The sequence below is a fragment of the Nocardia puris genome, assembly GCF_003315035.1.
GTDB lineage: Bacteria > Actinomycetota > Actinomycetes > Mycobacteriales > Mycobacteriaceae > Nocardia > Nocardia puris.
This window is the reverse complement of the sequence record NZ_QNRE01000014.1, coordinates 37,649-53,662: the sequence shown is the minus strand read 5'-3', so window position 1 is coordinate 53,662 and position 16,014 is coordinate 37,649. Positions and strand designations below refer to the sequence as shown.

Below are 16,014 nucleotides of genomic sequence, written 5' to 3'. Positions count from 1 at the left end.
CTCATTCCATCGTCGGGATGACGAACGCGTTGGATTCCTTCAGCCCCGCGGGCCAGCGCTGCGTCACCGTCTTGGTCTTGGTGTAGAAGCGGATCGAGTCCGGGCCGTGCTGGTTCAGATCGCCGAACCCGGAGCGCTTCCAGCCGCCGAAGGTGTAGTACGCGATCGGCACCGGGATGGGCACGTTGATGCCGACCATACCGACCTCCACGCGGGCCGCGAAGTCGCGGGCGGTGTCGCCGTCGCGCGTGAAAATCGCGACGCCGTTGCCGTATTCGTGCTCGTTGGCCAGGCGCAGGCCCTCCTCGTAGTCCTTCGCGCGGACCACGCTCACCACCGGGCCGAAGATCTCCTCCCGGTAGATCCGCATGTCGGCGGTGACCTTGTCGAACAGGGTCGCGCCCACGAAGTAGCCGTCCTCGGCGCCCTCGACGGTCAGGCCGCGCCCGTCCACCACCAGCTCGGCCCCCTCATCGATGCCGATCTGGACGTAGTTGTTCACCCGGTCCACGCCGTCCTTGCCGACCAGCGGGCCGAAATCGGCGCCAGGATCGTCGGAGCGGCCCACGTTGAGCTTGTGCACCCGCTCGGTGAGCTTGGCGACCAGCCGGTCGGCGGTCTCCTCGCCGACGGGCACCGCCACCGAGATGGCCATGCAGCGCTCGCCCGCGGAACCGTAACCGGCGCCGATCAATTGGTCGGCCACGTCGTCGAGATCGGCGTCGGGCATGACGATCGCGTGGTTCTTCGCGCCGCCGAAACACTGGGCGCGCTTGCCGTTCGCGGTGGCGGTTTCGTAGATGTACTGCGCGATCGGGGTGGAGCCGACGAAGCCGACCGCCTTGATCCGGGGATCGTGCAGCAGGGTGTCGACGGCTTCCTTGTCGCCGTTGATCACGTTGAACACGCCGGCGGGCAGACCGGCCTCGAGGAAGAGCTCGGCCAGCCGCAGCGGCACCGAGGGGTCGCGCTCGGAAGGCTTGAGCACGAAGGCGTTTCCGCACGCCAGCGCGGGACCGGCCTTCCAGAGCGGGATCATGGCGGGGAAGTTGAACGGCGTGATGCCCGCGACCACGCCCAGCGGCTGGCGCATGGAGTAGACGTCGATGCCGGTGCCCGCGCTCTCGGTGTACTCGCCCTTGAGCAGGTGCGGGATGCCGGTGGCGAACTCGATCACCTCGAGGCCGCGCTGGATGTCGCCCTTGGCGTCGGCGAGGGTCTTGCCGTGCTCGGACGACAGCAGCGCGGCGAGGCTGTCGATCTCGTCCTGCACCAGCGTCAGGAACTTCATCAGCACCCGCGCCCGCCGCTGCGGGTTGTAGGCCGCCCAGACCTGCTGCGCCTCGGCCGCGTTGGTGATGGCCGCCTCGACCTCGGCCTTGTTCGCCAGCGGCACCCGCGCCTGCACCTGGCCGAGATTGGGGTCGAACACGTCGCCGAACGCGCCCGACGCGCCCGCCACGTGCTGTCCACCGATGAAGTGTGTGAGTTCCCGAACCATGTCAGCCCTTCTGTTCGTCGATGCCGCCCCGGTATGCGGTCATCCTATAGTTGGACATCCAAGTAAATAATGGGCGGGGGCCGAATGTGACCCATCCCACTGGGAGGTCGGTGCGGCGGGAACCCGGAGATCGCGCCCCGCACGGGCGGCCCTTCACCCCGGTGATCGGTCATGATCCGCCCGGAGCCGACGCGAGGCGCGGATCTACTCCGACCGGGACGAGCGGGTCAGCACGATCGCGCCCGTCGTGAGCACCACGGCCCCGACCAGCAGCAACAGGACCGGTCCGAGCAGGCCGTCGGTGTGCTCGGCGATCAGTTGTGCGACGGCCAGCGCGACCGACCCCGCGCCGCCGATCATGAGCACGGGGGAGCGGTCGGTGGCGTAGAGGGCGAAGCAGACCACGGCGACCACGCCGGTCAACGCGACGGTGAGCAGCAGATCGTTCGTCCACGCCATCTGCGCGCCGACCACCGAGACCACGACCGCGATGGCGTACCCCGCCCAGTCCTCGATGAACGCGTCCGCCCTGGTCAGCGCGAACCAGACGAGCCCGAGCACGAACAGCGCCACCCCGTGCCCCGGGTCGCGCAGACCGAACACGTCGCCGACCAGCCCGCTCGCGACCGCCACCGAGAAACCCGCGCAGGCCAGCATGCCCACCACCGACGGGATCGCCAGGTAGCCGATCACGGCCGCCACCAGCCCCGCGCTCACCGCGATCACCCACGACGTGTCGTTGCCCGAATCGTCCAGACCGGCCCCGACGGCCCCCGCCACCGCGGCCGCCGCCAAGGCGAACAGCACCGCGGCCAGCCGCGTGCGCACGGTCGAGGTGAAGGCACGGCCGAACAACGCGTCCCGGCCGGCCAGCGCCACGCCACCGCCGATGAGCCCGATCGTCACCACGGCCAGCACCGCCACGCGTCCGGCGCGGGCGAGATCGTCCCAGGACGCGGCGAGGAACAGCAGCACGCCGCCGAGCACCAGGCCCGCGCCCACGTACGCCGCGATCTCGGCGACCAGTTTGCCCGGCGTCGGCCGGGCCGCGTCCTCCTCGGCCGCGAGGGCGGCGAGCACGGCCGCGCGCTGGTCCTCGCCGAGGACGCCGTCGTCGGTCAACCGCCGCAGCGCGGCCTCCACGCGTCGTTCGTGCGCCATCGGCTCAGTATGGCGAAGACGGGGGTCTCAGTTGCCCGAGAAGCCCGGCGTGCCGACCTCGAACTGGGTCGGCGTGCCGCCGCCGGGCGGTGCGGCGGGCGTCCGCTCGACGGCGAGCAGTCCCGCGACGGTCGCGCCCAATGCCGCGGTGACGGCGACAGCGGCGACCACCTTGCGCCGCCCGGCGTGCGACGGCGACAGTCCCGGCAGGCCCGCGCCCGCCCGCAACCGCGCCATCCGCACCACTCCCGACGTGCGTTCGGCGGCCAGCAGCACCGCGCCGCGCGCCGACACGTACTCCGGTTCCGGGTCGTACACCACCGGCAGATCGATGAGCTCGGCCAATTCGGCCCGCACGCTGGGGCTGCGGGTGCACCCGCCGAGCAGCACCAGCGCCTGCGGCCGCACGCCCGTCTCCTCGATGAGCTGCCGCACGAACGAGGCCGAATGGTGGATGCCCGCCGCGCACAGCTCGGCCAGATCGCTGCGGGTGACCACCGCGCGCCCGCCCGAGCCGGGATCGAGCGCCGTCACCACGCGCGCGCTGCTCAGCGCCTCGCGGTGCCTGCGGCTGGTCACCCGGTCGGTGAGCACGCCGTCGCGGGCCAGTTGCCAGCGCAGCAGCGCGTCGTAACCGTCGCCGCCCAGGACGGTACTGCGCTTACCGGACAGGATGGCGTCGGTGTGGCAGTCGGCGTGGGTGACGGTGAGCCCCGACGCGCCGAGGTCGTAGAGGATGACCGTTCCGCGATCGGGCAGCTGTCCGGTGAATCGCAGGTAGCGCAGCTGGGCGAGGGGTTCGTCGACGATGGTGATCCGCTCGCGGCCGGCCGCGGCGCGGATCGCGTCGGCATGTAGAGGGCAGCGGCAGGTCACGGCCGTGCCGGTGATGATCTCGTCGCGGCGCTCGGCGCTGGCGCGCATCCGGCGGATGGCGTCGAACACGGCCTCCTCGACGCTGCCGCCGGCGCGGCGGGGCACGTGGCACCGGTCGATGGCAGGGAGATGCGGCTGATCGGAATGCGTCAACATCGCACGCGCGCCGCCAGCGCCCGCCGATACCCCCAGGACCAGCACCATGGACTCCATGGTGGACCCTTTCGCCCGCGCTGCCAAGGCGACGCCGCCGCGAATTCGCCCGGAGGATGCCGGAGTGTTACCCGATGGACGCGCGCGAGGCGTATCGGACCGTCCGGTATGGCGGGCTCAGCGGCGTTCGGCGCGCCAGTGGGCCGGTTCGCCCCCGGCGTCGAAGTCACCCGCCGCGTGGCGGAATTCCGCCAGCAGCTGCAGCAGGGTGTGCAGCCGGTCCGACGGCAGGCCGGGCTGGGCGAACACCTTCGCGTTCAGCTGCTCGGTCGCCTCTGCCACCAATTCCCTTCCGGCGTCGGTGATCTCGATGAGCGTGGCGCGGCGGTCGCTCGGATGCGGCACGCGCACCACCAATCCGGCCGCCTCCAGCCGGTCGACGGTGTTGGTGACGCTCGTCGGGTGCACCTGCAACCGCGCGCTCGCCTTGGCCATCGGCAGCGCGCCGGTCTTGCTGAAGCTCAGCAGCATGAGCAGTTCGTAGCGGGAGAAGGTCAGGCCCGTCGGTTTGAGCGCCTCGTCCACCCGCGCCATCACGATCTGCTGGGCGCGGACCAGCGACGTCACGGCCGCCATTCCGTCGGCGACATCGCCCCAGCCGTGGCCGACCCACTGGCGGTGGGCCTCCTCGATCGGGTCCAGCGGGAGCGGTCGTGGCCGGGACATGCCCCAGATCATCGCACGGGCGCGCGCCGGGCCCTTTCGATCATGGTGAGCGCAACCCTGGCGCGCGTGCCCGAGTTGCACCATTCTCGGTGGCGAGGCGGGCGTGGCTGAGTGGTTGAGGCAACGGTCTGCAAAGCCGTTTACGCGGGTTCAATTCCCGCCGCTCGCTCCAGTAAGGGTGCGCCGTCCGCCGGTGCCCCGGTCCGGACACCGCCACTTCCGGATCGGAGTGCCGGCGGATTTCCCTGTCGAAAAGGCCTGCGGGGGTGGGTTGTTCTCAGCGCAGACCCGAGAAATCCCGCGCCACAACGTGATTGCGGTCGGCGAACGTGCCGAGCGCGTATTCCGGCAGGAACCCGAAGTATTGGCCGCGCGTGGTGGCGCTCCACTGGCGGGCGTGCGCGGTGCGGGTCTTGTGGAAGTTCACCATGTAGCCGCCCTCGTAGATCCGCAGCAGCCCGTAGCCGCCGGGGTACTCCTTCACCGCCGCCACCTCCAGGAACTCGACGGCGATGGGCGCGTCGGGCCGGGTGCGGCGATTCCGGTGGGTGTGGCCGCTGTGGTGCAGGAAGACGCCGGGTGCGCGCTCGTAGGTGCGCTGAAGGGCGGTCGCCGACGGGCCGTCGAGCACGAAGCCGGGGCCCGCGATGTTCGTGAGCCCCGACTCGGTGGTCACCGGGTGGTGGCTGAACATCAACGTCGGGCGATCCGGGTCGGCGCGCAGGATCTGGTCGAGGTGGTCGAGTTGCGCGGGGTCCATGCGTCCGCCCGCGCCGTCCAGATCGGCGGTGTCGAGGCCGACGAGGCGCAACCCACCCAGTTCCGCCGTCACCAACTGCTGACGGGGCGCGAAGAGATCGCCGAAGCAGTCGCGGTACTCGCCGAGCGGCGCGCAGGCCGCGTACTCCTCGCCCCGGTGCGGGCGGTCGTGGTTGCCGCGCACCGCGAACCAGTCGCGGCCGAGCGTGCCCCAGGTGTCGAGTTTCTCGCGGACGGAACGGGTTTCGCCGGGGCGCGCCTCATCGGTGAGGTCGCCGGCGACGATAAGCGTGTCCACCCCGCGGGTGCGGGCGTCGCCCAGCAGCGCGTCGAGCATGACGTCCGGGTACGGCGGCAGCTGCGGCACTTGCCGGAACCCGGGCGGGAATCCGCCCACGAGCAGGCCGCTGACCTCCTCGCCGTAGTGCACGTCGTTGGCCAGCGCGATGGTGCGCAGCAACCGGCCCGCAGGCGGCACCAACGTGGTGAACTCACCCGTGACTTCCGGTGTGCCGGGCGATCCCGTCACCAGCGACGCGGCCGGCGTGGCGCGCGCACCCTGCGACCACGCCTCGAACTTGTATCGCCGCCCCGGCTCCAGCCCGTCGATCTCCGCGTAGTGGAACGGCGTCGGCTCGGGATCCTCGAACACCTGCGGCGGGGCTCCCAGCGCGTCGGCCGGTCCGAGCCGCACTTCGGTCCCGGTCGCCACCGGCTGCCCGTTCGCGCTGGTCGTCCAGGTCAGCACCGCCGAGGTGTCGGTCACCGTGACGACCTCGAGATCCGTCGCCACCACCGGAACGCCTTGCCCCCGAGCCGAACCCACCCCGGCCGCGGCTCCCACCGCGAGCCCGGCGACCGCGCCCAGCACCGACCTCCGCGATACCCCGCAGCAGTTCATGCCGGCGAGGGTAACCGAACCGAATGAACACCCCGCATCCGCCGAAACCGCGACCCCCTGGCGCGTCGTTGCCGTACCGTGACCGCCATGTGGACCCTCGTGCCCCTCTCGATCGTCAGCAGCGTCATCATCGCCATCGGCTTCGCCGTCGGATTCCCCGAGGACTGAACGGCTTCCGATGATCAGCGCGCGGCGTCGGGGGTGGCGCGCCGCCGGGCCCGGCGTTTCCCCAGTGCGGCGAACTGGGTCTCCAGACCGTCGAGGAACGCCGTGAGGCCGAGTTCGAAGCTCTCCGCGTCGATTTCGTCGGCCTTCTCGCGCAGCAGATGTGCCCGGTCGAGGTGGGGGTAGCGGTCCCGGTAGAGGTCGGCGTCGTCGGCGAAACCGCGCGAGAACGAACCGACCGTCGAACCGAGCACGAGGTACCGCGTGGCCGCGCCGATCATGGTCGCGCGGCGCGGCGGCCAGCCCGCGCGGACCAGTCCGCCGTGCACGGCGTTCGCGGCGCGCAGCGCCCCGTCGCGGTGTCCGGGGCCGGAAGTGGCCAGGTACGGAACGAAATTCGGATGTGCGGCCAGCGCCGCCCGGAACGAGCGCGCCCAGGACGCCAGCGCCGCCCGCCAGGCGCCGCCCTCGAACGCGGACGCGTCCACGTGGCTCATGATCTCGCGCGCGATGTCGTCGAGCAGGTCGTCCTTGGTGGGGTAGTGCCCGTAGAGCGAGGCGGCCCGCACCCCTAGTTCGGCGGCCAGCTTGCGCATGGACAGCTCGGTGAGACCGTCGCGGTCGATGAGCGCCAGCGCCGCCGCGCGAATGCGGTCGCGGCTCAGCAGGGGCACGCGCGGCCTCGCCATCGCCCATCTCCTCCTCGCGCCACCGGACCCGGTCGAACCCAGCACCGGGGGCCGGACCGCTTGTTTACCGAACATCGTTAGGATAGCGTGCTCGACCATAACCTAACGCCGTACGGTTTCGGGCCGCCGCGAATATCGCCGGAGTTCTTCCACCGGATTCGGCCGCGCTCTCGGACCCGACCACGAGGGAGTGAACTACGTTGTCCGGCAATGACATCGACCGGCGCCGTGTCGCGCTGGTGACGGGCGCGGCCCGGGGCATCGGCGCCGCCGTGGCCGCCCGCCTGGCCGCCGACGGCGTCGCGGTCGCGCTGGCCGACCTGGACGAAGCCGCCTGCGCCGAGCGCGCCCACGAGATCGCCGCCGCGGGTGGCACGGCGTTCGGGCTCGGCTGCGACATCACCGACGAGGACCAGGTCGCCGTCGCGTTCGAGCGCGCCGCCGACGCGCTGGGGCCGGTGAACATCCTGGTCAATAACGCGGGCGTGCTGCGCGACAACCTGCTGTTCAAGATGTCGGCCGACGACTGGGACACGGTCCTGGCCGTGCACCTGCGCGGCGCGTTCCTGTGCTGCCGCGCCGCGCAGCGGTCCATGGTCGACCAGGGCTACGGCCGGATCGTCAACACCTCGAGCGTCTCGGCGCTCGGCAACCGCGGCCAGGCCAACTACGCCGCCGCCAAGGCGGGCATCCAAGGCCTGACCCGGACCCTGGCCATGGAACTCGGTCCGTTCGGCATCACCGTCAACGCCGTGGCGCCCGGATTCATCGCCACCGAGATGACCGCGCGGACCGCCGCCCGCCTCGGCCTCACGGCGGAGGAGTTGCAGGCGAAGACCGCCGAGATCACGCCGCTGCGGCGGGTCGGCGAGCCCGAGGACATCGCGAACGTGGTGGCCTTCTTCGCTTCTGACGACGCCGCGTTCGTCACCGGCCAGACCCTCTACGCCGACGGCGGACGCCGTCTCTGAGACCCCCGTGCGCAGAACAGTTTTCGACCCCGATCACGAAGCGTTCCGGAGCCAGAGCCGTCACCGAGTACTTGATCGCGCGCCGCTACGCCGACAACCGAGGCACAGCCACGACGGCGCCGGTGCGGTGACGATGATCATCGCGAAGGACGTGTGGACGTAGCGCCGGGTGGCGCGAGCAGGTCGATCGCGACGAGCAGTTCCACCAGGTCCGCGACGCGGCGCACGTCGCGGCCCGTGAGTTCCTGGATGCGGCGCACCCGGTACTTGGCCGTATTGTGGTGCACGCGAAGGTGTTCCGCGGCCGCGCGCAGGTTCATATCGGCCTCGGCGAAGGCCCGCACGGTGGCGGTGAGCATCCCGCCGCGCGCGAGGTCGTCGGCCAGGGCGGCGCCGATACGGGTGTCGACCAACCGGCGAGCCGTGTCGTCGGCGCGCAGCATCAGGTAGCGCAGTGGCGTCAGCGTGGGCAGCGCCAGCACGCCCCCGGCCTGCGGCAGCAGGTCCAGCGCCCCGCGCGCCTCCTGGTAGGCGGCGGGCAGCTGGGCGGCCTCGGCCGCCACGGTGCTCACACCCAGCGCCACGGTGACGCCCTCGGCGCGCAGCCTGTCCCCCGTGTCGCGCAGCCGGTCGCACAGGTCCTCGGCCGAGCCGTTGCGCCCGAGCGCCGGGATCGCGACGATCTCCCCGCCCCGCACCACCGAGAGCGTGCGCAGGCCGTTCACGCCCGTGCGCGCGATCGCCGCCGACACCTGGTGTCGGGTGCTGTCGGTGGCGTCGAGAACCCGGCCGGTCACCACCACCATCGTCCCCGGTTCGTCGGTGCCGAGCCCGTGCGCGGCTGCGGTGGCGTACTGCGGCCCGCGTTCGGGGAACGCGCCGTCGAGCAGCGTCTCCACCAGCTCCCGGGCGTCGCGTCCGGCTTCCTCCGAAAGGTATTGCTGGAACTCGAGATACGCGTTCGCGGCCTGCGTGCTGATCAGATCGCAGTACCGGGTGAGCGGTACGACCATGGACAGCGCGGCCTCCCGGCCCGCCTCCGATGCGCCCGCGTAGTTCATCAGCGACTGCCACATCGCGTGCTGGCCGAGCCGGAAGGCGTTGATGTAGTCGACCAGGGTCAGCCCGGCCTGCGCGCGCCGGGCCGCCGCGTGGCGGGCGTAGGCGACGTCGTCGGCGGTGATCTTACGATGGTCGAGCAGGGCCGCCAGCCCCGTCCGGCACAGCCGGGTCAGCTGGTCGTGCACGTCGGCGAGGAATACCTCGTCGCGGTCGGCGTAGGCCGGGATCTGGGCGATGATCGCCCGCAGGCCGGCATCGGCCATGTCGTGGGCGTGATCGAACACCTCGCCGACGATTCTGGTGCGCTCGGCCAGCATCGTCTCCGACACCGGACCCCGGTGTGATCCGGCTGACATACCCGGCGATTTATCCATGGACCGGCCGGTGTGTCAACACGCCGTTGGTCGCCCGCGCACTGTCCGCCGTGGACAAACCGGCGCGGCGAAAATGGTCCTCGGCGTCCGATGTGGCCCCCGAGCTGCGATTTTACGCTGACCGTGTCCCATTCACCCGGCGCTGTCGCGCCGACGGCCCCAGGTACGCCCGCTCCCACGTCTCGGACGCGGGCCGGAGGACACATGCTGCTCGAGATATCCCGTTTGACGCTGCGCTTCGGCGGCATCTCCGCCCTCTCCGACGTCGGCGTCGCGGTCGCCGCGGGCGAGATGGTCGGCCTGATCGGCCCGAACGGCGCGGGCAAGACCACCCTGTTCAACTGCGTGACCCGCCGCTACACCCCGGACCACGGGGCCGTGGTCTTCGACGGCACCGACCTGCTCACGATCCGTCCGCACGCGCTGGCCGGGATCGGCATCGCCCGCACGTTCCAGAATCTCGGCTTGTTCCCGCGCATGTCGGTGCGCGACAACGTGCTCGTCGGTGCGCACCATCGCGGCGGCGCGGGGTTCGGCACGGCCGGGTTGTGGCTCTCGCGCGTGCGCCGGGAGGAACGCGCGTTGCGCGCCGAGGTCGAGGAGGTGCTGGCGCGGCTCGACCTCGTCGAGGTGGCCGACCATCCGGCCGCGGGACTGCCGTTCGGCACGCTCAAGCGGGTCGAGCTGGCCAGGGCGCTGGCCGTGCGCCCGCGCCTGTTGTTGCTGGACGAGCCGGTCAACGGCCTCAGCCACGGCGAGGTGGACGAATTCGCCGCCCGGCTCGCGGCCCTGCGCGCCGACCTCGGGCTGACGGTGCTCGTGGTGGAACACCACATGGGATTCGTGATGGGCACCTGCGACCGCGTGGTCTGCCTGGACCGGGGGAGCGTGATCGCCGAGGGCGCACCGGAATACGTGCAACGCCACCCCGACGTGGTCGCCGCCTACCTGGGCACCGCCGCATGACCGCGTTCCTCGCCGTCACCGATCTGCGCGCGGGCTACGGCGACGCTCGAGTGCTGCACGGTCTGAGCTTCACCGTGGCGCGGGGCGAGATCTGCGCGATCCTCGGCCCCAACGGCGCGGGCAAATCCACGCTCCTGCGCGCGCTCAGCGGCATGGTGCGCACCGAGGGCTCCATCGAGTTCGACGACGTCGACATCGCCAGGCGCAAAACGGAATCCATCGCCAGGATGGGTGTCGCCCACGTACCCGAGGGGCGCGGCACCTTCGCCCCGCTCACCGTCGAGGAGAACCTGCGCCTCGGTGCCTACACCCGGCGCGATCGGGTGCGCTCGGCGGCGGATCTGCTGCGCGTCTTCGACTTCTTCCCCGTGCTGAAGGAGAAGCTGCGCGAACCCGCGGGCGGGCTGTCGGGCGGCCAGCAGCAGATGCTGGCCATCGGCCGCGCCCTCATGCTGCGCCCGCGCCTGCTGCTGCTGGACGAACCGTCCCTCGGCCTGTCGCCGCTGGTGACCAGAGAGCTGTTCGACATCGTCGGCGCCATCAACAAGGAGGAACGGATCACCGTGATCTTGGTCGAACAGAACGCGCATCTCGCGCTCGGCATCTCCCATCGCGCGCACGTGCTCGAGACCGGGCGGATCGTGTTGTCGGGCACCGCCGCCGACATCCGCCGCGACAACAAGGTCGCGGAGTCCTACCTCGGATACCGGGTGTGACCGTGGCCGGATTCCTACAGCAGGTCATCGAAGGGATCGGCGCGGGCGCCCTCTACGCGGGGCTCGCGCTGGCGCTGGTGCTCATCTACCGGTTCACCGGCATCGTGAATTTCGCCCAGGGCGAGCTGGCCATGTTCTCGGCGTTCCTGGCCTGGCAGTGCACCGAGGCGGGGCTGCCGTTCTGGGTCGCGCTGCCCGTGACGCTGGCGGTGTCGTTCGTCGCCGGAATGCTCATCGAACGGGTGGTCATCCGGCCGGTCGAGGGCGGGTCGGAGCTGACCGTGGTGATCGTGACCGTCGGCCTGTTCTTCGCGGTGCACGCCGCGGCGGGCTGGATCTGGTCCTACCAGGTCAAGGCCTTCCCGAATCCCTTCCCGGACGGCGCTTTCCGCGCGGGCGGGGTGACCGTGGGCTGGGGCAGTCTGGGCGTTATCGCCGTCGTGTCGATCGTCATGGCCTGCCTCTACGTGTTGTTCCGCTACACCGGGATCGGCTTGGCGATGCGCGCGGTGGCGTGTAATCCGCAGTCGGCCGAGCTCGTCGGCATCCGGGTGGGTGCCGTGCTCGGCCTCGGCTGGGGTCTGGCCGCCCTGGTCGGCGCGGTGTCGGGGGTGCTGTCGGCGCCGCTGCTGTTCCTCGAGCCGAACATGATGGCGGGCGTCCTGATCTACGCCTTCGCCGCGGCCACGCTCGGCGGATTCGACAGTCCGGTCGGCGCCGTGGTGGGCGGGTTGATCGTCGGCGTCGCGGAAACCCTCACGGGCGCCTACGTCGACGTCATCGGCACCGAACTGAAAATTGGTGTGCCGTTGGCGATCATCCTCGCCGTCCTGCTGATGCGCCCGCAGGGACTGTTCGGACGGGCGGCGGTGGAGCGGGTATGAGTGAGATGGTCACCACCACTCCCACACCGGAAGTCCCGGCAGTCGAGCGGAACTCACTATTGTCCGGGCTGTTGGCCCGTAAACAGCTTCTACTGATCGGGCTGCTCCTGGCCGCAGCGTGTGTCGCGCCGTTCCAGCTCACCCCGTTCCACACTTTCCAGCTCGCCATGGCGCTGGTGTACGTCACCGCGCTGCTCGGGCTGAACCTGCTGGTGGGCCAGGCCGGTCAGATCTCGCTCGGGCACGGCGCGTTCCTCGCGATCGGCGCCTACACCGCGGCCGTCATGATGGATCGCTGGGATACGCACTACGCCTTGACCATTCCCGTCGCGGCTGTGGTGACCTTCGTGCTGGGGTTCGCCCTGGGCGTGCCCGCGCTGCGGCTGCGCGGGCTGTATCTCGCGCTGGTGACGCTGTCCATCGCGATCTTCCTGGTGCCGCTGCTCAAGCGATTCGAGTCCGTCACCGGTGGGTCCATGGGGCTCACGCTCGACAAGCCGAGCCCGCCCGCGTGGACCGGGCTCGCCGAGGACCAGTGGCTGTACTTGCTCGCCCTCGTCGTCGCCCTGGCCGGGGTGGTCGTGGTCGCCGGTGTGCGGCGGTCGCGAGTGGGCCGGGCGCTCAACGCCATTCGCGACAACGAGACCGCGGCCGAAGTCATGGGCGTACGCGCGGCGCACTACAAGACGCTGGCGTTCGCCTGGAGCGCCATGCTCGCCGGTGTCGCGGGTTGCGTCTACACCTGGGTCATCGCCTACGTCTCGCCCGACTCGTTCGCCGTCACGCTGTCGATCACACTGCTGGCCGGGCTGGTGGTCGGCGGGCTCGGTTCGCTCTGGGGACCGGTGCTCGGCGGATTCTTCGTGATGTACGTGCCCGGGTTCGCCCAGGACGTCAACCAGGCCGCGCCCGGCGTCGTGTTCGGGCTGTCGATCATCGCGGTCATGTATCTCGCGCCGGGCGGGCTCGCCGGGCTCGCCGAGCGCCTCACGCGCCGGGTCGGGTTTCTTCTCCGGAAAGGCAAAGACAATGCTTGACAAGGTGATCAGGGCCGGCATGCTGGCCGCGGCGGTGCTGCTGACCGCCACCGCGTGCGGCGGACGCGGCGAGGGCGCGGACACACTCGGCTCGGGCGACTGCCGGGGTCAGCAGGTCACGGGCATCACCGACACCACCATCAAACTGGGTGGGGTCTATCCGCTCTCGGGACCGGCGTCGGCGTACGGGGAGATGCCCAAAGGCGTTCGGGCGTACTTCGATTACGTGAACGCCGAGCGCGGCGGCGTCGCAGGCCGCCAGGTCGAATACCTCGTGCGTGACGACGGCTACCAGCCGCCGAAGACGGTCGAGGAGACCCGCAGGCTGGTCGAGCAGGACCGGGTGTTCGCGCTCTTCCAGACCCTCGGCACGCCCACCTCCTCGGCCGTCTGGGATTACGTCGGCCAGCAGGAGGTCCCGCACGTGTTCGTCGCAGGCGGTGCGACGAAGTGGGGCGCCGACACCGATCATCCGTGGACGATCGGCTGGCAGCCGAGCTACCGCGCCGAGGGGCGCGCCTTCGCCGAATACGTGCGCACGCACCGCCCCGGCGCGACGGTCGCGGTGCTCTACCAGAACGACGACTTCGGCAAGGACCTGCTCGACAGCTTCCGGGAGTCGGTGCGCGACAGCGATATCCGCATCGTCGCAGAGCAGAGCTACGCGGTGACCGATCCGACCGTCGATCCGCAGCTGCGCAATCTCGCCACCTCGAAAGCCGATGTGCTGCTGAACTTCTCGACGCCGAAGTTCGCCTCGCAGGCGCTCGCCGCCGACGCTCGCGATCCCGGGTGGAATCCGCTGCACATCGTGTCCATGGTGGCCAACTCGCGCACCGTGCTCGAACCCGTCGGCTTCGCCAACGTGCAGGGCGTGGTGAGCGCCGCCTTCAGCAAGGACCCCGCCGACCCGCAATGGAACGACGATCCCGGCATGCGGCTCTACAAGGAGAAACTCGCCGCCTACGCGCCGGACGCCGATCCGGCCGACCAGTACACCTCCGTCGGCTGGGCCGCCGCGGAGAGCTTCCACAAGGCGATGGAGTCGGCGACCTGCCCCACGCGGGAGGGGTTGCGCGACGCCGTGCGCAACCTGTCCGACGTCGAGATCGGCCTGTTGCAGCCCGGTGTGACGCTGCGCACCGGGCCCGGTGACGGGTTCCCGATGGAGGCCATGCGCATCCAGCGATTCGAGGGAGATCGCTGGGTGCTCACCGGCGAACTGATCGACACCGCCGAATGATCCAGAACCGAATGCCGGAGCCGCGCATGATCAGTCAGCCGTCCACCCTCGGTGCGCCCGTGAAAACCCTCGCCGCCGTTCCGATCTCGGATCCATTGCGCGACACGCGCGGTCTGGCGTATCGCCTGGTCGAACGTTTCGCGGAGAAGTTCGCGCCCTGCGGGGTGCTGCCGGGCGATGTGCTGCGCGGCGAGATCACGGCGGTGACCAGGGCCTGCCTCGAGTTCGTGCACGGGGCGCTGGAGGGCTACGACACCGCCGAGAAGCTGGAGCGCGTGCGCCGGGCGGGCGCGGACTGGGCGCGCGAGGGGATACCGATCGACGTCATCCACCGCGCGGTGCACGAAGGGTTCCGGATCGGCCTGGACCTGGTGCTCGACGCGGCGGCGCCGGCGGACCTCGCGCGCCTGGTCGAGACCGTGCGCAGGCTGCTGGCCTGCCAATCCGTCGTCGACGCCGCCTTCGCCGACTCCTACGTGCGCGAACATCGCGCCGCGGTGGCCGAGCACCACGCGGCCGTGCACACCGTGGCCTCCGCACTGCTCGCCGGGCAGCCCGCGGCGCCGATGGTTCGCGCGGGCGGCATCGCCATCGCGGACTCGTATTTCATTTTCGCGATGGACATTCCGAAGCACCCCGACGAACAGCTGAGCCGCGTCGACCAGGTGGTCGCGCGGCGCAAGCTGCGGCGGGTGCAATCCGAACTGGCGGTGCGCTGCTCGGGACGCGCCCTCTCACTGCTCGGCACCGGCGGGGGCACGGTGCTGCTGCCTGCGGCCGGTGTGACGCCGGAGGTATTGGACGAGTTGGTCCGAGGGCTGTCCTCGGCGGCGCAGGTACCACTCACCGCGACCGTGCTGGAGGCCGAGACCCCCGACATCCCGGAGGCGGCCGAACGGGCGCACGAACTGCTGGACATGGTGCAGCGGCTGCGCAACGCCCCCGGCCTCTACCGCTTCGACGACTTGGTGGTCGAATACCAGCTCACCAGGCCGGGGCCGGGCCGCGAACGCCTGGGCGAAGTCCTCGATCCGCTCGACGACCGGCCGGAACTGCTGGAAACCCTGCGGCTGCACCTCGGCAACGACCTCAGCAGGCAGCGCACCGCCCGCACTCTGGGCCTGCACGCCAACACCATCGACTACCGGCTCCGGCGCATCGCCCAGCTCACCGGCTTGGATCCGGCGCAGTCCTCCGGGCTGTGGTACCTGCGCGCCGCCCTGGTGGCGCGCAGCTACCGCAACGCCGAAGCCGGTGTCGAGATGACCAGGGCCAGGGCCTAGAGCCGCCCGCCGCCACCGACGAGTCACGGGGGTGAACGCGCAGTCCGAGTACCCCGGAACTACACCGACTCCGCCCGTGCCTTCAGCCGATCCAGGGTGACGCGGATGTGCTCGGCGTTCGCGGCGGCCCGGTCGTTCACACCGGTGAGCAACCCGCCGAGCCGGTGGAACCACGTCGGCCGCCGATCCCAGGTGCTCTCGGTGACCGCGGTACCGGTCGCCGTGGGCGTCAACTCGTAGCGCCAGTGCGCGATGGGCAGCGGACCGGAGTCCACGTCGAACGCGAACGCCCGCCCGGGTTCCGCCTCCGTCACCGTGCAGGTGGTCGACCACCGCCGCCGGCCATTCCGATTGCTGCCCTTGAACTTCGCGCCCTCGGCGGCCGCCCCACCCCTGACCCACCGCATCGCCGTGGCCTCCTCGGCGACCTCGGCGAGCACACCGAGATCCGTGATGAGTTGGTACACGGCATCCGGTGCGGCCTCGATCTCGATGCGCGCGCTAGCGCTGGCGGGGGAGGAGACGGTCATGGGTGGATGGTAGCCGG

The 16,014-nt window shown here is 70.8% G+C and carries 15 protein-coding genes and 1 tRNA gene; 8 read left to right on the top strand and 8 right to left on the bottom strand.

What is annotated here, in order from left to right:
- Position 1 precedes the first annotated feature (1 nt).
- The 4 genes from DFR74_RS27455 to DFR74_RS27440 all read right to left on the bottom strand — a co-directional run bounded on the left by DFR74_RS27455 (position 2) and on the right by DFR74_RS27440 (position 4,417).
- Complete coding sequence (locus tag DFR74_RS27455; RefSeq protein ID WP_067514299.1) at positions 2-1,501, bottom strand: CoA-acylating methylmalonate-semialdehyde dehydrogenase; 1,500 nt, start codon at positions 1,499-1,501, stop codon at positions 2-4.
- A gap of 204 nt (positions 1,502-1,705) precedes the next feature.
- Positions 1,706-2,662 (bottom strand): DUF2157 domain-containing protein, encoded by a 957-nt coding sequence (locus DFR74_RS27450; protein ID WP_067514298.1) that lies wholly within the window; start codon positions 2,660-2,662, stop codon positions 1,706-1,708.
- A gap of 27 nt (positions 2,663-2,689) precedes the next feature.
- The gene (locus DFR74_RS27445; protein ID WP_067514311.1) at positions 2,690-3,742 is read right to left on the bottom strand and encodes an Hsp70 family protein; all 1,053 of its coding nucleotides are present in this window, start codon (positions 3,740-3,742) and stop codon (positions 2,690-2,692) included.
- Between the two features lie 126 nt (positions 3,743-3,868).
- Entirely contained in the window at positions 3,869-4,417 is a 549-nt protein-coding gene (locus DFR74_RS27440) for a MarR family winged helix-turn-helix transcriptional regulator (protein WP_228790579.1), read from the bottom strand.
- Between the two features lie 97 nt (positions 4,418-4,514).
- Between DFR74_RS27440 and DFR74_RS27435 the strand changes: the two genes are divergently transcribed.
- Positions 4,515-4,589: transfer RNA gene (locus DFR74_RS27435), tRNA-Cys, on the top strand.
- A gap of 105 nt (positions 4,590-4,694) precedes the next feature.
- Here DFR74_RS27435 and DFR74_RS27430 read toward each other — a convergent pair.
- Both DFR74_RS27430 and DFR74_RS27425 read right to left on the bottom strand, forming a co-directional pair.
- The gene (locus DFR74_RS27430) at positions 4,695-6,077 is read right to left on the bottom strand and encodes a metallophosphoesterase (RefSeq protein ID WP_067514296.1); all 1,383 of its coding nucleotides are present in this window, start codon (positions 6,075-6,077) and stop codon (positions 4,695-4,697) included.
- A 182-nt stretch (positions 6,078-6,259) separates the two neighbouring features.
- The gene (locus DFR74_RS27425; protein ID WP_067514295.1) at positions 6,260-6,931 is read right to left on the bottom strand and encodes a TetR family transcriptional regulator; all 672 of its coding nucleotides are present in this window, start codon (positions 6,929-6,931) and stop codon (positions 6,260-6,262) included.
- Positions 6,932-7,131: 200 nt separating this feature from the next.
- On the opposite strand from DFR74_RS27425, the gene fabG reads away from it, so the two are divergent.
- Positions 7,132-7,902, top strand: coding sequence for a 3-oxoacyl-ACP reductase FabG (fabG, locus tag DFR74_RS27420; protein ID WP_411720173.1), 771 nt, complete (start codon positions 7,132-7,134; stop codon positions 7,900-7,902).
- Positions 7,903-8,039: 137 nt separating this feature from the next.
- On the opposite strand, the gene DFR74_RS27415 is transcribed toward fabG, so the two are convergent.
- A complete protein-coding gene (locus DFR74_RS27415; protein WP_084538095.1) occupies positions 8,040-9,293 on the bottom strand; it encodes a PucR family transcriptional regulator in 1,254 nt (417 codons plus the stop codon).
- 249 nt (positions 9,294-9,542) lie between these two features.
- On the opposite strand from DFR74_RS27415, the gene DFR74_RS27410 reads away from it, so the two are divergent.
- Genes DFR74_RS27410 through DFR74_RS27385 form a run of 6 tightly spaced genes read left to right on the top strand, consistent with a single transcriptional unit; the run spans position 9,543 to position 15,467 of the window.
- Positions 9,543-10,304, top strand: a complete 762-nt coding sequence (locus DFR74_RS27410; protein WP_067513398.1) for an ABC transporter ATP-binding protein — start codon at positions 9,543-9,545, stop codon at positions 10,302-10,304.
- A complete protein-coding gene (locus DFR74_RS27405; RefSeq protein WP_067513400.1) occupies positions 10,301-11,020 on the top strand; it encodes an ABC transporter ATP-binding protein in 720 nt (239 codons plus the stop codon). Before DFR74_RS27410 ends, DFR74_RS27405 begins: the two co-directional genes overlap by 4 nt.
- Positions 11,017-11,904, top strand: a complete 888-nt coding sequence (locus DFR74_RS27400; RefSeq protein ID WP_232331888.1) for a branched-chain amino acid ABC transporter permease — start codon at positions 11,017-11,019, stop codon at positions 11,902-11,904. Before DFR74_RS27405 ends, DFR74_RS27400 begins: the two co-directional genes overlap by 4 nt.
- On the top strand, positions 11,901-12,941 hold the full coding sequence (locus DFR74_RS27395; protein WP_228790573.1) for a branched-chain amino acid ABC transporter permease: 1,041 nt from the start codon (positions 11,901-11,903) through the stop codon (positions 12,939-12,941). Before DFR74_RS27400 ends, DFR74_RS27395 begins: the two co-directional genes overlap by 4 nt.
- A complete protein-coding gene (locus DFR74_RS27390; RefSeq protein WP_067513402.1) occupies positions 12,934-14,184 on the top strand; it encodes an ABC transporter substrate-binding protein in 1,251 nt (416 codons plus the stop codon). Before DFR74_RS27395 ends, DFR74_RS27390 begins: the two co-directional genes overlap by 8 nt.
- Positions 14,185-14,210: 26 nt before the next feature.
- Positions 14,211-15,467, top strand: a complete 1,257-nt coding sequence (locus DFR74_RS27385) for a PucR family transcriptional regulator (protein ID WP_067513466.1) — start codon at positions 14,211-14,213, stop codon at positions 15,465-15,467.
- A 59-nt stretch (positions 15,468-15,526) separates the two neighbouring features.
- On the opposite strand, the gene DFR74_RS27380 is transcribed toward DFR74_RS27385, so the two are convergent.
- Positions 15,527-15,997, bottom strand: coding sequence for an SRPBCC family protein (locus tag DFR74_RS27380; protein ID WP_067513404.1), 471 nt, complete (start codon positions 15,995-15,997; stop codon positions 15,527-15,529).
- Positions 15,998-16,014: the final 17 nt, after the last annotated feature.

Coding starts and splice junctions, on each gene's coding strand:
- DFR74_RS27405 (WP_067513400.1), top strand. CDS start 10,301: ATGACCGCGTTCCTCGCCGTCACCGATCTGCGCGCGGGCTACGGCGAC.
- DFR74_RS27440 (WP_228790579.1), bottom strand. CDS start 4,417: ATGTCCCGGCCACGACCGCTCCCGCTGGACCCGATCGAGGAGGCCCAC.
- DFR74_RS27445 (WP_067514311.1), bottom strand. CDS start 3,742: ATGGTGCTGGTCCTGGGGGTATCGGCGGGCGCTGGCGGCGCGCGTGCG.
- DFR74_RS27380 (WP_067513404.1), bottom strand. CDS start 15,997: ATGACCGTCTCCTCCCCCGCCAGCGCTAGCGCGCGCATCGAGATCGAG.
- DFR74_RS27395 (WP_228790573.1), top strand. CDS start 11,901: ATGAGTGAGATGGTCACCACCACTCCCACACCGGAAGTCCCGGCAGTC.
- DFR74_RS27410 (WP_067513398.1), top strand. CDS start 9,543: ATGCTGCTCGAGATATCCCGTTTGACGCTGCGCTTCGGCGGCATCTCC.
- DFR74_RS27430 (WP_067514296.1), bottom strand. CDS start 6,077: ATGAACTGCTGCGGGGTATCGCGGAGGTCGGTGCTGGGCGCGGTCGCC.
- DFR74_RS27385 (WP_067513466.1), top strand. CDS start 14,211: ATGATCAGTCAGCCGTCCACCCTCGGTGCGCCCGTGAAAACCCTCGCC.
- DFR74_RS27425 (WP_067514295.1), bottom strand. CDS start 6,931: ATGGCGAGGCCGCGCGTGCCCCTGCTGAGCCGCGACCGCATTCGCGCG.
- DFR74_RS27455 (WP_067514299.1), bottom strand. CDS start 1,501: ATGGTTCGGGAACTCACACACTTCATCGGTGGACAGCACGTGGCGGGC.
- DFR74_RS27450 (WP_067514298.1), bottom strand. CDS start 2,662: ATGGCGCACGAACGACGCGTGGAGGCCGCGCTGCGGCGGTTGACCGAC.
- DFR74_RS27390 (WP_067513402.1), top strand. CDS start 12,934: ATGCTTGACAAGGTGATCAGGGCCGGCATGCTGGCCGCGGCGGTGCTG.